Genomic DNA, 12,503 nt, shown 5'->3' on the forward strand with positions numbered 1-12,503 from the left:
CCGAGGCGGGACTCCGCCCGCGAAGCACGGCGCCGCCCGCAGAATCGGGGCGACGCCCGCAAGGCGCGGCGCCGCCGCAGGCAGAGGACCACCCACAGGGCACAGCCCTGCCCGCAGGGGCGCGGGTAGAGGGTGCCGTCCCCCAACGCGGGTCTCCGCCCGCGAAGCACGGCACTGCCCGCAGAGCAAAACGCCACCCGCACGGCGCGGCGCCGCCGCAGGCAGAGGCCCGCCCGCAGGGCGAAGCGCTGTCCGCAGGACTGAGGGTGCCGTCACCCCCGTCGGGACTCCGCCCGCGAAGCAGAGCACTGCCCGCAGGGCAGAAGGCCGCCCGCAAGGCGCGGCGCCGCCGCAGGCAGAGGCCCGCCCGCAGGGCGGGGGGCGACGGCCGCAGGGGGGTGCGGGTTCGGGTGCCGGCACCCCCGTAGGGGGTGGCGGCTATGCGCCGGAGGCGAGTTCGCGGCTGCGGTCGCGGGCCGCCTCCAGGGCCGAGATGAGCGCGGCGCGCACCCCGTGGTTCTCCAGCTCCCGGATCGCGCTGATGGTGGTGCCGCCCGGCGACGTGACCGCCTCCCGCAGGGTCACGGGGTGCTCGCCGCTGTCCCGCAGCATCACCGACGCCCCGATCGCCGCCTGCACGATCAGGTCGTGCGCCTTGTCGCGCGGCAGCCCGAGCAGGATCCCCGCGTCGGTCATCGCCTCCACCAGGTAGTAGAAGTACGCGGGCCCCGAACCGGACAGCGCGGTCGCCGCGTCCTGCTGGGACTCCGGCAGCCGGAGCGTCTTGCCCACGCCGCCGAAGATCTCCTCCGCGTGTGCCAGGTCCTCGTCCGTGGCGTGGCTGCCCCCGGAGATGACGGACATCGCCTGGTCCACCAGCGCCGGCGTGTTCGGCATCACCCGGACCACCGGGATCCCGGGCGTCAGGCGGGCCTCCACGGAGGCCGTGGTGATCCCGGCCGCCGCGGTGATGACCAGCCGGTCGGCGGGGGTGTGCGGGGCCAGCTCGTCCAGCAGCGCGGCCATGTCCTGGGGTTTGACGGTGAGGATCAGCGTGTCCGCGGTCTTCGCGGCCTCCGCGTTGCCGACGACCTCGACGCCGTGCCGCTCCCTGAGGGCCGCGGCGCGCTCCTGGCGGCGCGCGGTGACCAGCAGGTCGGCCCGGTCCCGGCCGGCACGCAGCATGCCGCCGAGCAGGGCCTCGCCGATCTTTCCGGCGCCGAGGACAGCGATCTTCTGGGTCATGGGCGACTCACCTTGCCTCGCGATCCGGTCGTGTTCGTGGTCGTGGTCTCGTGTCGAACCTGTCGGGACGGACTTCCTCACGGACACGGTATAGCGCCGGCCCAGGAGCGTTCCGTGCCCCTTCGGGGTACCACGGTGAGCCGGACGGTGTACGGCTCGGTCACCTCGCCCTCCGGAAAGATGCTGGTCAGCACGGCGCGCTCGGCGTCCACGATGGCCCGCTGCTCCGCCGGGGGCCGAACCGCCAGGAAGGAGTGGGTGGCCAGGTTGGCCAGGTGCGTGGTCAGCGGGACGGTGCGGGACCACCGCACCTCGCGGTAGGCGGGCAGCAGGCCGGGGTCGACGTCCTGGACCAGTCGCGGGGCGCGCGCGGTGAGGTCGTCGGGGCCACGCCGGTCCTTGAGCCGGGCGAGCCGCTCGTCCTGTTCGCGGACCCAGTCCACGGAGCGGTCGACGACGTTCCACCAGAGGGCGAAGGCGCCGCCGGGGCGCAGCACGCGCAGCGCCTCGGGGACGGAACGGGCGGGGTTGGTCCAGTGCCAGGCCTGTGCGTAGCACACCAGGTCGAAGGAGGCGTCGGCGAACGGCAGGGCGTCGCCGCTGCCGCGGACGAGCGTGATGTCGGGGGTGCTGGTGAGCAGCTGGGCGGCCATGCCGGCGCCGGGTTCCGCGGCGGTGACGCGGGCGCCGCGCTCGCACAGCAGGCGGGTGCCGATGCCGGTGCCGGCGCCGACGTCGAGTACGTCGGCCCCGGTGAGCGGTCGGCCGGCGAGTTCCTCGACGGTGTCGAAGAGCTCCGGCGGATAACCGGGGCGAGCGGCGGCGTACTCGGCGGCGATGGCGTTGAACGACGAGGCGAAGTCGGGTGAGGTGGTCATGAGCGGTCAGTTTTCCCGCTCGGGCTCCCTTACACCACGGGGATGGACCACGGGGAAGCCGTCGTTCGCGTACTCGCCGCGGGGACGGGGCAGTAACGGGCGGGTGGGACGGGTGGGGAGCAGACGGCGCACGAGCCTGCTCAGGCTGGGCATGGTCGGTTCTCCTTCCTCCTCGGCCGCCGCTGCGGCCTACTCGACCTCGCGCATCATCCGTTCCATCGAGGCGAGGGACTTCCGGGTGTCGGCCAGTTCGTCGGTGTACCGCTGGAGGATCGCGGTGTTGTCCTCCAGCAGTTCCGCGTACTTCGACGCCAGCTTCTTGTACTCGACCTCGCGCGTCATCAGCATCCGGGCGCGCCAGGTCGCGGCTATCTGCCAGACGACGACGATGAGCAGCGCGAAGACGCCGGCGGTGCCGAATCCGGCCGCCAGGACGCCGGCGTAGTCCTGGTCTGCCACGGTGACCGTCGAGTCCTTCACGTCACGTCCTCTTCCGCTCGCTCTGTTCGCTGTGCTCGCTCTGTCTGCCGGGGGCGCCGGGCTCGTCCGGCCGGTCGGCGGCCGGAAGGGTCTCGGCGGCGTTGGTGATGCTCTCCGGGCTCAGTTCGAAGATGAACGGGGCCACCTCGAAGTACCGCATGGCCTTGCCGTCGTCGGACAGCTCCAGGGAGCCGACGATGAGCCCCGCCGCCTCGAGCCGCGCGAGGTGCATGTGCAGCAGCGGGCGGCTCATGCCGATCTCGCGGGCCAGCCGGCTCACGTAGTTCCGTCGGGCGGCGAGCGCGGCGATGATCCGCATGCGGTGCGGATTGCCGAGCGCCGCCAACACCCGGAGCATTTCCTCGCCGGTCGGGGCCGAGTCCCTGTCGCGCAACGAGCCCCCTTCCGTTCTCGGTGCGTCCCCGATGCGGCAAGCCTCGCAGCGGCGCTCGTCACCTGTCAACGGAAGCTGACACATGTCGGGGGCCGCTCAGGGTCCGCTCAGGGAATCCCCTGAGGCGGGACCGGCGTTCAGGAGCGCCGGCCTCCGCCCTTACCGCCGCGGCGGGACGGGTTCCGCGAGCGCTTGGCGACCAGCCGGCGGTGTCGCTCGACGGCCGCGTCGTACTCCTGCCGACGCAGCCGCTCCCCCGGCGCCTCCACGGCGGTGCGCAGCGCGTACGCCAGGAAGACACCGACGCAGCCCACCACCTTGATGCTGCGGAACGCCGACTCGTCGACCTCGGCCCCGCCCCGCGGGCGGGTGTAGCCGCCCCAGGTGCGCAGGAAGGCCATGGCGGTGCACATCGCGAGGGCGAGCACCACCAGGGCGCGCAGCCAGCCGGCGGTGCCCGAGCCGCTGAGCCCGGCGTAGACGAACGTGAGCAGCCCGGCCGCGCCGGCGGCGAGCAGCAGGGCGACCAGTCCGAGGCCGACGCGGCGCGGCAGGTACCCGCCGGAACGCTCGACCCAGCTGGTGCCGTAGAAGCGAATCGACGCGGGCCGGGGCGCGTTCTCGGGCGCCACCTCCGGCGGGGTCTGCGACACAGTGGACATACGAACGATTATGGCGGGCACCACTGTCGGTGAGGGCGCCGGACGGCCGGTCCGTGCCGAGCTTGTCACGCGGTCGAGACCAACGGAGCGCGCCGGCGCACGGTGGGAGTACGGATTCCCTCCGGGTTGACGCTCACCGGATCCGTCCCCCGCGCGCCCGTTACGCTGTGTTCCGGCAACGGGCAGCATCGGGCATACCGTACGACGCCGACCTTCGGGGGAAGACGACATGGGCAGGGAACACGCCTCGACGGGTGGTTCCGACGTGCCCGAGCGGCTGGGCGACTACCTGCTGGAACGCCGCCTGGGCAGCGGCGGCATGGGCGTGGTCTACCTGGCCAGGACCGTCGCCGGACGGCAGGTGGCGGTGAAGGTGATCCGCCGCGACTACGCCGAGGACCCCGGCTTCCGCGCCCGCTTCCACCGCGAGGTGGCGGCGGCCCGGCGGGTGAGCGGGGCGTTCACGGCGCCGGTGGTGGACGCCGACCCGGAGGGGAGCCCGCCGTGGCTGGCCACCCTGTACGTGCCGGGCGGCTCGCTCACCGACCGGATCGACCACGAGGGACCGCTGGACGCCCGGAGCGCGGCGCGGGTGGGGGCGCAACTGGCCGAGGCGCTCCAGGACATCCACCGCTGCGGGCTGGTGCACCGGGACCTGAAGCCGGGCAACGTGCTGCTCGCCGAGGACGGCGTGCGGGTCATCGACTTCGGCATCTCCCGGGCGCTGGCCGCCTCCCGCCGGCTGACCGAGAGCGGCGCGGTGCTGGGCTCGCCGCCGTTCATGGCGCCGGAGCAGCTGACCGGCGACGGTGAGGTGACGGAGGCGGCCGACGTCTTCGCGCTCGGGGCCGTGGTGGCGTTCGCGGCGACCGGGCGCAGCCCGTTCGAGTCGGGCGAGATGCCGGGGAGCGACCCGCTGGCGGTGGCGTACCGCGTGGTGCACGAGCGGCCGCGCCTCGACGACGTGCCGGAACCACTCCACGACCTGGTGGTCCGCTGCCTGGCCAAGGACCCGGAGCGCCGCCCCACCGTGGCGGCCGTGCTGCGGATGGCGGCCCGGGCGGACAGCGACGCGCGGACTCACGGCGACGCGCGGGTCGACGGCGAGGGTGCCACGGAGGGCTCGTCGGTCCTCCCGCCGGACGCCACGGAGCCGCGCCAGGAGCCGGCGCGCACGCGGGCGCCTTCCCGGCCGCGCGCCCGTCGGCGCCTGGCGGCGTGGGTCGCGGCGGCGCTGGCCGTCGTGGTGGCGGCCGGGGTGGGCGTCTGGCTGGTCACCGCCCCGGGCGAGGCCGACGGGAACGCCACCGACGGCCCGACGGAGGACGGACGGTCGGAAACCGCCGCGTTCCGGCCCTGGGAGCTGGACCTCCAGGACCTCGGGGTGCGGGACGCCGCCACGGAGGACTTCCGGTGCACCACGGCGGAGGCGGAGGACATCGGCCTGCTGTGCACCTCGGGCGGCGGGCTGACGGTGGTCCTCGACGCCGCCACCGGGAAGGAGCTGTGGTGGCACAACGGTCCGCGGGACGCGCCGCTCGCGCCGAGCGCGATCCACGGCGGTGAGGAGGCGCTCGTCTTCGCCCACTCCGACAAGGGCGTCGTGGCGCTGGACGCGTCGGGCGACGTGGTGTGGGAGATCGACGCGCCCGAGCTGACCGGCAGCATGGCGACCGTCCGCGGCAGCCTGGTGGTCCAGAACGGCGACAGCACGCTGCGCTTCTACCGGCGCGACGAGCCGGTCCCGGTGGGCAGCTGGGAGGCCCCGGGCCGCTACCTCACCGCCACCGTCAGCAGCGGGACCCAGGTGCTGGTGGAGAGCCGCGCGGACGAGACGGGCGCCGATCCGCAGCTGATGCTGCTCGACGCGGAGGGCCGGGAGCTGTGGGCCGGGCCCCGCCGGCCGCCCGACGAGGCCCGCGGCATGCTGGAGCCGTTCGGCATGGACGCGGAGGCGGTGTACTTCCAGGAGTTCGACCCGGATCTGCCCGTCGTCAGCGCCCTGCTCCGCCTCGACCTGCAGACCGACACGTGGACCCGCACCGAGCTGCCGTCGCCGGCCGACCCGCGCAGCGTGGTGGCCGACGGCGTGATGTACGCGTCGGACACCGGCGGCCGGATCACGGCGGTCGACGCGCGGTCCGGCGAGGTGCTGTGGACGCGGGCGACGGGCGTGGAGACGGCCTCGGAGCCGGCCGTTTCGGAGGGCAGGCTGTACCTCTCCGACGTCGAGGGCCGGCTGTACGAGGTCGACGCCCGGGACGGCGAGGTGCTGCGCCGGGGCGAGGCCCATCCGGGCACGCCGGGCCCGGGCAGCGACGCCTGGCCACCGGCGCCGGCCATCGTCGACGGCCGGGCCTACGTCGTGACGCTGGGCAACACGCTGTACGCCACCGAGCTGTCCGCCCTGCGGTAGCCGCCGCCCCGTGGCCCTGTGGGTCCGGCCGCCGGCCGCCGGGCCGCCGCTAGCCGCCGAGCAGGTCCACGTTCCGCACGGCGCCCTTGTCCGCGCTGGTGGCCATCGCCGCGTACGCGCGCAGCGCCCGCGAGACCTTCCGTTCCCGCGCCGCCGGCTCGTACCGCCCCTCCAGGGCGGCCCGGCGGGCGGCCAGCTCCTCCTCGCCGACCCTGAGCTCGATGGTCCGGCCCGGGATGTCGATGCGGATCGGGTCGCCGTCGCGGACCAGCGCGATGGTGCCGCCGGCCGCCGCCTCGGGCGAGACGTGGCCGATGGACAGGCCCGAGGTGCCACCCGAGAACCGGCCGTCGGTGACCAGCGCGCACTGCTTGCCGAGGCCTCGGCCCTTCAGGAACGCCGTGGGGTAGAGCATCTCCTGCATGCCCGGGCCGCCCTTCGGACCCTCGTAGCGAACGACGACCACGTCGCCCGGCGCGACCCGCTTCTCCAGGATCGCCTCGACCGCCTGCTCCTGGGACTCCACCACCACGGCGGGGCCCTCGAACGTCCAGATCGACTCGTCCACGCCGGCCGTCTTCACCACGCAGCCGTCCTCGGCGAGGTTGCCGTAGAGCACCGCCAGGCCGCCGTCGGCCGAGTACGCGTGGGCCACGTCCCTGATGCAGCCGCCGGCGGCGTCCGTGTCCAGGCTCTCCCAGCGCTCGGACTGGGAGAACGCGCTGGCGGACCGGACACAGCCGGGCGCCGCGTGGAACAGCTCGACCGCCTCGGCCGACGGGGAGCCGCCGCGGATGTCCCAGGTCTTGAGCCAGTCGGCCAGCGAGGGGCTGTGCACGGTGTGCACGTCCTCGTTCAGCAGGCCGCCCCGGTACATCTCGCCGAGGATGGCCGGAATGCCGCCCGCCCGGTGCACGTCCTCCATGTGGTACGCGCCGTTGGGCGCGACCTTGCAGACGCACGGCACCCGGCGGGAGACGGCGTCGATGTCGGCCATGGCGAAGTCCAGCTCCGCCTCGTGCGCGGCGGCCAGCAGGTGCAGCACGGTGTTGGTCGAGCCGCCCATGGCCACGTCCAGCGCCATCGCGTTCTCGAACGCGGTGCGGGAGGCGATGGCGCGCGGCAGCACGGTGGCGTCGTCCTGCTCGTAGTGGCGCCGGGTGATCTCGACGACGGTGCGGCCCGCCGCCTCGTACAGCTCCCGGCGGGCGGTGTGGGTGGCGAGCACCGAACCGTTCCCGGGCAGGGCCAGGCCGAGCGCCTCGACCAGGCAGTTCATCGAGTTCGCGGTGAACATGCCGGAACAGGAGCCGCAGGTCGGGCAGGCGGCCTCCTCGATGCGCAGCAGGTCCTCGTCGGAGGTGTCGGTGGAGACCGCCTCGGACATGGCGTGGACCAGGTCGAGGTTGGACCGGACCGTGCCGTCGACGAGGGTGGTCTTGCCGGCCTCCATGGGGCCGCCGGAGACGAAGACGGTCGGGATGTTCAGGCGGAGCGCCGCCATCAGCATGCCCGGGGTGATCTTGTCGCAGTTGGAGATGCAGATGAGCGCGTCGGCGCAGTGCGCCTCGGTCATGTACTCCACGGAGTCGGCGATCAGGTCCCGGGACGGCAGCGAGTAGAGCATGCCGCCGTGGCCCATGGCGATGCCGTCGTCCACGGCGATGGTGTTGAACTCGCGCGGGATGCCACCGGCCGCGGCGATCGCCTCGGAGACGATCCGGCCGACCGGCTGCAGGTGGGTGTGACCCGGCACGAACTCGGTGAAGCTGTTCGCCACGGCGATGATCGGCTTGCCGAAGTCCTCGCGCGCTACGCCGGCAGCCCTGAGGAGGGCGCGGGCGCCCGCCATGTTGCGGCCGTGGGTGACGGTGCGGGACCTCAGTGTCGCCATGGTTCTGCTCCCTGACTCGAGGCTGCGAGGCTTGCGACTACGCACCGAGGCTACGCCTCTCGCCCGGCTTACGGGACGGAGATATCGCGATCCGAGACAGCGGCACGACGCGCTTGCCGCGCGGACCGGCCGGGACCGGGCCGCGGGCGACCACGTCAGCGCGGCGGGGCCGCCGGCCGACGGCGAATCACCCGCTGTGGAGCACGAGGCCACGCCTCCGGCCACCCGATCGCGCACCGTGAGGCACGCCACGACACGGGCCGCGCCGAACAGCCCACCCGGACGCAACCAGCGGGTCGGCGCGCCGCCCACACCCCGACAACGCAGCCGAAGCGGTAGCGGCAAGCGCAACGCGTCAGTGCGGGTCGGCCGGATGGGGGGCGAGGAGGGGGAGCTGGGCGGCGAGCCGGCGGGCGCAGTGGTCGGCGAGGGCGTCGTAGCCCGCCTTGCCCATCATCTCGGTCAGCTCGGGCCGGTACGTGAGGTACAGCGGCTCGCCGGCACCGTGCGCGCTGGGCGCGCCCGTGCACCACCAGTGCAGGTCGTGGCCGCCCGGGCCCCAGCCGCGGCGGTCGTACTCGCCGATCGTGACGTACAGCAGTTGTTCGCCGTCCGGCTGCTCGACCCACTCGAACGTGCGGCGCACCGGAAGCTGCCAGCACACGTCCGGCTTGGTCTCCAGCGGCTCGCGACCCTCGCGCAGCGCCAGCAGGTGCAGCGCGCAGCCCGCGCCGGCGGGGAAGCCGGGGCGGTTGTGGAAGATGCACGCGCCCTCCACGCGGCGGGTGCGCCGCTCGGGCCCCTCGTCCTCGTCCTCCCCGTCGTCCCCGTCCCCCTCACCGTCCTCGTCGTCCTCGCTCGCCTCGCCGTCCTCCACCCAGCCGCGCCTGCCGTTGCCCTCGGCGTGGAACTGCCACAGCTCGGGTGTGAGCCGCGTCACATGCTCCGCCACCCGGCGCTCGTCGTCCTCGTCCGAGAAGTGCGCCCCCAGCGTGCAGCAGCCCTCCTCGACCCGGTCGCCGGCGATGCCCTGGCAGCCGCGGCCGAAGACGCACTGCCAGCGGGAGGTCAACCAGGTCAGGTCACAGCGGAACACCTGCTCCGGATCGCCCGGATCCGGAAACTCCACCCACGCCCGGGGGAAGGCGAGCGGCACCTCGTCGCCGACCGCGCGGCGCCGCTCGCCGTCGAACGGCTCCTGGTAGCGCCACCGCGCGCCCGGCTTCTCCCTCTTCGTCTTCTTCGCCACACCGCCAGGGTAGAGCGGGGAGTAGCGTGGACCCCCATGAGACTGGGCGTTCTGGACGTCGGATCCAACACGGTCCACCTGCTGGTGGTCGACGCGCACCCGGGGGCGCGTCCGTTGCCGGCCTACTCACACAAGGCGGAGCTTCGGCTGGCCGAACTCCTGGACGACGACGGGGCGATCGACGACGACGGCGTGGACCGGCTGACGGAGACCGTCAGGGAGGCGATGGAGGTCGCCGAGGACCACGGCGTGGCCGAGGTGCTGAAGTTCGCCACCTCCGCCGTGCGGGAGGCGAGCAACGCCGACACCGTGCTCGAAAGGGTGGTGCGAGAGACCGGCGTGGAGTTGACCGTGCTGTCCGGTGAGGACGAGGCGCGGCTGACGTTCCTCGCCGCCCGGCGGTGGCAGGGCTGGTCGGCCGGGCGGCTGCTGCTGTTCGACATCGGCGGCGGCTCGCTGGAGATCGCGCTCGGCATCGACGAGGAGCCCGACGTCGCGGTCTCGCTGCCGCTGGGCGCGGGCCGGCTCACGAACGACCGGCTGCCCGGCGACCCCCCGTCCCCGTCCGACGTCCGCGCGCTGCGCCGCGCGGTCCGGTCGGAGGTGGCGAAGGTGGTCGGCCGGTTCAACCGGATCGGGCCGCCGGACCGGGTGGTGGCGACGTCCAAGACGTTCAAGCAGCTCGCGCGCATCGCGGGCGCCGCCCGCTCCGCCGAGGGACTGTACGTGCGACGCGAGCTGGGCCGGGACGACCTGCGCACCTGGGGTCAGAAGCTGGCCGAGATGACGGTGCAGGAGCGGCAGGAGCTGCAGGGCGTCTCGGAGGGCCGGGCGCGCCAGCTGCTGGCGGGCGCGGTGGTGGCGGAGGCGGCGATGGACCTCTTCGGCGTCGAGACGCTGGAGATCTGCCCCTGGGCGCTCCGCGAGGGCGTGATCCTGCGCCGCCTCGACAGCATGCGAACCGCCTGACGGCGGGGTCTCGACCAGGCCGGCGCGGCACGACGGGCGCCGCGCCGGCCCGGCACGACGGCCCTGCCGGCCCTCATCGCGCACCGCCAGCCGCCACTGCGGCACCACCGCCGCACGCCGGCGCCCGACGCGCAGCGGCCCCACGACGGGCACGCGGCCGACACCGCACACGGCAGGGCAGCCCGATGGCAAGCCACCGCACACCCCACACCGCGGGAGCCCTCGGCACACGCCAGCGGCCAGCCCACAGCGAACGCCGGGCAGCAGGCCGCCTGACGCACGGCGGCCGTGCCCCGGCCGGACGCGCGGCGAGGTGCGGCAGCACGACAGGAGGCCACCGCACGCGCCGCAGAAGGCGTCGACTGTGCCCGCGGCCGGCCAACGCCGGACAGCAAGCCTCCTGACGCGCACCAGCCACACCCCGACCGGAGGCGCGGCGAAGCGGAGCCTCCGGCGCGCGCCGACAGCCGCCCTACAGCTCACACAGCAGACCGCCTGACGCGATCAGCCACACCCCGGCCGGAGGCGCGCCGAGGCGAGCCGCCGGCGGGCGGCCCGCGGCGGGCAGCCGCCTGTGGCCGCGGCCGGGGGGCGCCATGGGTGGGTGCCGGCGGCCGACGCTCCCGGTCGAGGTGGGCGGGCCGGCCGGCGGGTGGGGGCCGTCGTGTCGCGGAGCGGCCACAGGGCGCCGGGGACCCGCCGTCAGGCGGTCCTGCGGCGGAGGGTGGCCGCGCCGAGGGTGAGGACGCCGAGGGCGACGCCGGCGACGATGATCAGGTCGCGCACGTAGTCGCCGGTGATCTCGCTGCTGCGCAGCACCTCGTTCATGCCGTCCACCGAGTACGACATCGGCAGCACGTTCGAGGCGTACTCCAGCACCGGCTGCATACTCTCCCGCGGCGCGAAGAGCCCGCACAGCAGCAGCTGCGGGAAGATGATCGCCGGCAGGAACTGCACCGCCTGGAACTCCGACGCCGCGAAGGCGGAGACGAACAGGCCGAGCGCCGTGCCGAGCAGCGCGTTCAGCAGGGCCACCACCAGCAGCAGCCACGGCGACCCCTGCACGTCGAGGTCGAGGAACCACAGCGCGACGCCGGTCGCGACGCTCGCCTGGAGCACCGCGAAGACGCCGAACGCCAGCGCGTACCCGGCGATGAGGTCGCCCTTGCCGAGGGGCATCACCAGCAGCCGTTCCAGCGTGCCCTGGGTCCGCTCCCGGAGCGTGGCGATCGAGGTGACGAGGAACATCGTGATCATCGGGAAGATGCCGAGCAGCGACGAGCCGATGAAGTCGAACGCGCCCGGGTCGGAGTCGTAGACGTAGTAGAGCAGCGTCAGCAGGAACACCGGCACCAGCAGGAGCAGCGCGACCGTGCGCCGGTCGTGGCTGAGCTGCCGGAGCACCCGGCGGGCGGTGGCGGTGGTGCGGGACAGGCTCATGTTCAGACACCTTCCTTTCGGTCCTGCCGGTCCTGCCGGTCCTGCCGGTCCTGCCGGTCCTGCCGGTCCTGCCGGGCGTGCTCCCGTTCCCGGTCCGCGTCGACGAGGTGCAGGAAGGCGTCCTCGACGGTGCCGCCGCCGGTGACGGCGCGCAGCGCCTCCGGGGTGTCGTCGGCGAGGATCCGACCGTTCCGCATCAGCAGCAGCCGCTGGCAGCGGTCCGCCTCGTCCATCACGTGCGAGGAGATCAGCAGCGTGGCCTCGCGCTCGGCGGCGATGCGGTGGAAGAGGTTCCACAGGTCGCGGCGGAGCACCGGGTCCAGGCCGACGGTGGGCTCGTCGAGGACCAGCAGTTCGGGCGTGCCGAGCAGCGCGACGGCGAGCGAGACGCGGGAGCGCTGGCCGCCGGAAAGGTTTGCGCACAGCGCGTCGGCGTGCGAGGTCAGGTCCACGTCGTCGAGCGCCTGGGCGACCTGCTCGGCGCGCTCCGCGTGGGGGACGCCGAGCACCGCCGCGTAGTAGTCCAGGTTCTGGCGGACCTTCAGGTCGTTGTAGATCGAGGGCGCCTGCGTGACGTAGCCGATCAGGCTGCGCAACTCCGCGCTGCCGGCCGGGCGACCGAGCACCTCCAGGGTGCCGGTGACCCTCGCCTGGGCGCCGACGATGGCGCGCATCAGCGTCGTCTTGCCGCAGCCCGAGGGGCCGAGCAGGCCGGTGACACTGCCGCGCCGCACGTCGAAGTCCAGCTCCCGCAGCACCTGCCGGCTGCCGCGCACCACGCTCAGGCCGTGCCCCCGCACGGCGGCGGCCGGTTCCCGCTGGCTTTTATTCATCATGCGATGAATAATTCTCGTCATGACCGTCCGTGTCAAGCCA

At 74.0% G+C, this 12,503-nt stretch carries 11 protein-coding genes; 2 read left to right on the plus strand and 9 right to left on the minus strand.

Annotation, left to right across the window (positions count from 1 at the left end; genetic code table 11):
• Positions 1-438: 438 nt before the first annotated feature.
• The 5 genes from proC to ABGB06_RS22290 all read right to left on the minus strand — a co-directional run bounded on the left by proC (position 439) and on the right by ABGB06_RS22290 (position 3,659).
• Positions 439-1,245, minus strand: coding sequence for a pyrroline-5-carboxylate reductase (gene proC, locus ABGB06_RS22270; protein ID WP_347592096.1), 807 nt, complete (start codon positions 1,243-1,245; stop codon positions 439-441).
• A 77-nt stretch (positions 1,246-1,322) separates the two neighbouring features.
• On the minus strand, positions 1,323-2,123 hold the full coding sequence (locus ABGB06_RS22275; RefSeq protein ID WP_347592098.1) for a class I SAM-dependent methyltransferase: 801 nt from the start codon (positions 2,121-2,123) through the stop codon (positions 1,323-1,325).
• A 189-nt stretch (positions 2,124-2,312) separates the two neighbouring features.
• Entirely contained in the window at positions 2,313-2,582 is a 270-nt protein-coding gene (locus tag ABGB06_RS22280; RefSeq protein ID WP_347592519.1) for a hypothetical protein, read from the minus strand.
• 22 nt (positions 2,583-2,604) lie between these two features.
• Positions 2,605-2,961: a winged helix-turn-helix domain-containing protein gene (locus ABGB06_RS22285; RefSeq protein ID WP_347592521.1), complete on the minus strand. Its 357-nt coding sequence runs from the start codon at positions 2,959-2,961 to the stop codon at positions 2,605-2,607.
• Between the two features lie 173 nt (positions 2,962-3,134).
• The gene (locus ABGB06_RS22290; RefSeq protein ID WP_347592100.1) at positions 3,135-3,659 is read right to left on the minus strand and encodes a hypothetical protein; all 525 of its coding nucleotides are present in this window, start codon (positions 3,657-3,659) and stop codon (positions 3,135-3,137) included.
• Positions 3,660-3,888: 229 nt separating this feature from the next.
• Here ABGB06_RS22290 and ABGB06_RS22295 point away from each other — a divergent pair, with 229 nt between their 5' ends.
• Positions 3,889-6,075, plus strand: a complete 2,187-nt coding sequence (locus tag ABGB06_RS22295) for a serine/threonine-protein kinase (RefSeq protein ID WP_347592102.1) — start codon at positions 3,889-3,891, stop codon at positions 6,073-6,075.
• A 49-nt stretch (positions 6,076-6,124) separates the two neighbouring features.
• Here the strand turns inward: ABGB06_RS22295 and ilvD are convergent, their stop codons facing one another.
• Positions 6,125-7,969 carry a dihydroxy-acid dehydratase gene (ilvD, locus tag ABGB06_RS22300; protein ID WP_347592104.1) on the minus strand — a complete coding sequence of 615 codons (1,845 nt, stop codon included), beginning with the start codon at positions 7,967-7,969 and terminating at the stop codon, positions 6,125-6,127.
• A 355-nt stretch (positions 7,970-8,324) separates the two neighbouring features.
• Positions 8,325-9,125 carry a hypothetical protein gene (locus ABGB06_RS22305; protein WP_347592523.1) on the minus strand — a complete coding sequence of 267 codons (801 nt, stop codon included), beginning with the start codon at positions 9,123-9,125 and terminating at the stop codon, positions 8,325-8,327.
• Between the two features lie 129 nt (positions 9,126-9,254).
• Between ABGB06_RS22305 and ABGB06_RS22310 the strand changes: the two genes are divergently transcribed.
• Positions 9,255-10,187 (plus strand): Ppx/GppA phosphatase family protein, encoded by a 933-nt coding sequence (locus tag ABGB06_RS22310; RefSeq protein ID WP_347592106.1) that lies wholly within the window; start codon positions 9,255-9,257, stop codon positions 10,185-10,187.
• A 702-nt stretch (positions 10,188-10,889) separates the two neighbouring features.
• Here the strand turns inward: ABGB06_RS22310 and ABGB06_RS22315 are convergent.
• Together ABGB06_RS22315 and ABGB06_RS22320 are read right to left on the minus strand one after the other, a co-directional pair.
• Positions 10,890-11,627 carry an ABC transporter permease gene (locus tag ABGB06_RS22315; RefSeq protein WP_347592108.1) on the minus strand — a complete coding sequence of 246 codons (738 nt, stop codon included), beginning with the start codon at positions 11,625-11,627 and terminating at the stop codon, positions 10,890-10,892.
• Positions 11,628-11,629: 2 nt separating this feature from the next.
• Positions 11,630-12,463, minus strand: coding sequence for an ABC transporter ATP-binding protein (locus tag ABGB06_RS22320; RefSeq protein WP_347592110.1), 834 nt, complete (start codon positions 12,461-12,463; stop codon positions 11,630-11,632).
• Between the last annotated feature and the right edge of the window lie 40 nt (positions 12,464-12,503).

The organism is Streptomyces sp. B6B3, assembly GCF_039871525.1.
Lineage (GTDB): Bacteria > Actinomycetota > Actinomycetes > Streptomycetales > Streptomycetaceae > Streptomyces.

Coding starts and splice junctions, on each gene's coding strand:
- proC (WP_347592096.1), bottom strand. CDS start 1,245: ATGACCCAGAAGATCGCTGTCCTCGGCGCCGGAAAGATCGGCGAGGCC.
- ABGB06_RS22275 (WP_347592098.1), bottom strand. CDS start 2,123: ATGACCACCTCACCCGACTTCGCCTCGTCGTTCAACGCCATCGCCGCC.
- ABGB06_RS22285 (WP_347592521.1), bottom strand. CDS start 2,961: ATGCTCCGGGTGTTGGCGGCGCTCGGCAATCCGCACCGCATGCGGATC.
- ABGB06_RS22290 (WP_347592100.1), bottom strand. CDS start 3,659: ATGTCCACTGTGTCGCAGACCCCGCCGGAGGTGGCGCCCGAGAACGCG.
- ABGB06_RS22295 (WP_347592102.1), top strand. CDS start 3,889: ATGGGCAGGGAACACGCCTCGACGGGTGGTTCCGACGTGCCCGAGCGG.
- ilvD (WP_347592104.1), bottom strand. CDS start 7,969: ATGGCGACACTGAGGTCCCGCACCGTCACCCACGGCCGCAACATGGCG.
- ABGB06_RS22310 (WP_347592106.1), top strand. CDS start 9,255: ATGAGACTGGGCGTTCTGGACGTCGGATCCAACACGGTCCACCTGCTG.
- ABGB06_RS22315 (WP_347592108.1), bottom strand. CDS start 11,627: ATGAGCCTGTCCCGCACCACCGCCACCGCCCGCCGGGTGCTCCGGCAG.
- ABGB06_RS22320 (WP_347592110.1), bottom strand. CDS start 12,463: ATGATGAATAAAAGCCAGCGGGAACCGGCCGCCGCCGTGCGGGGGCAC.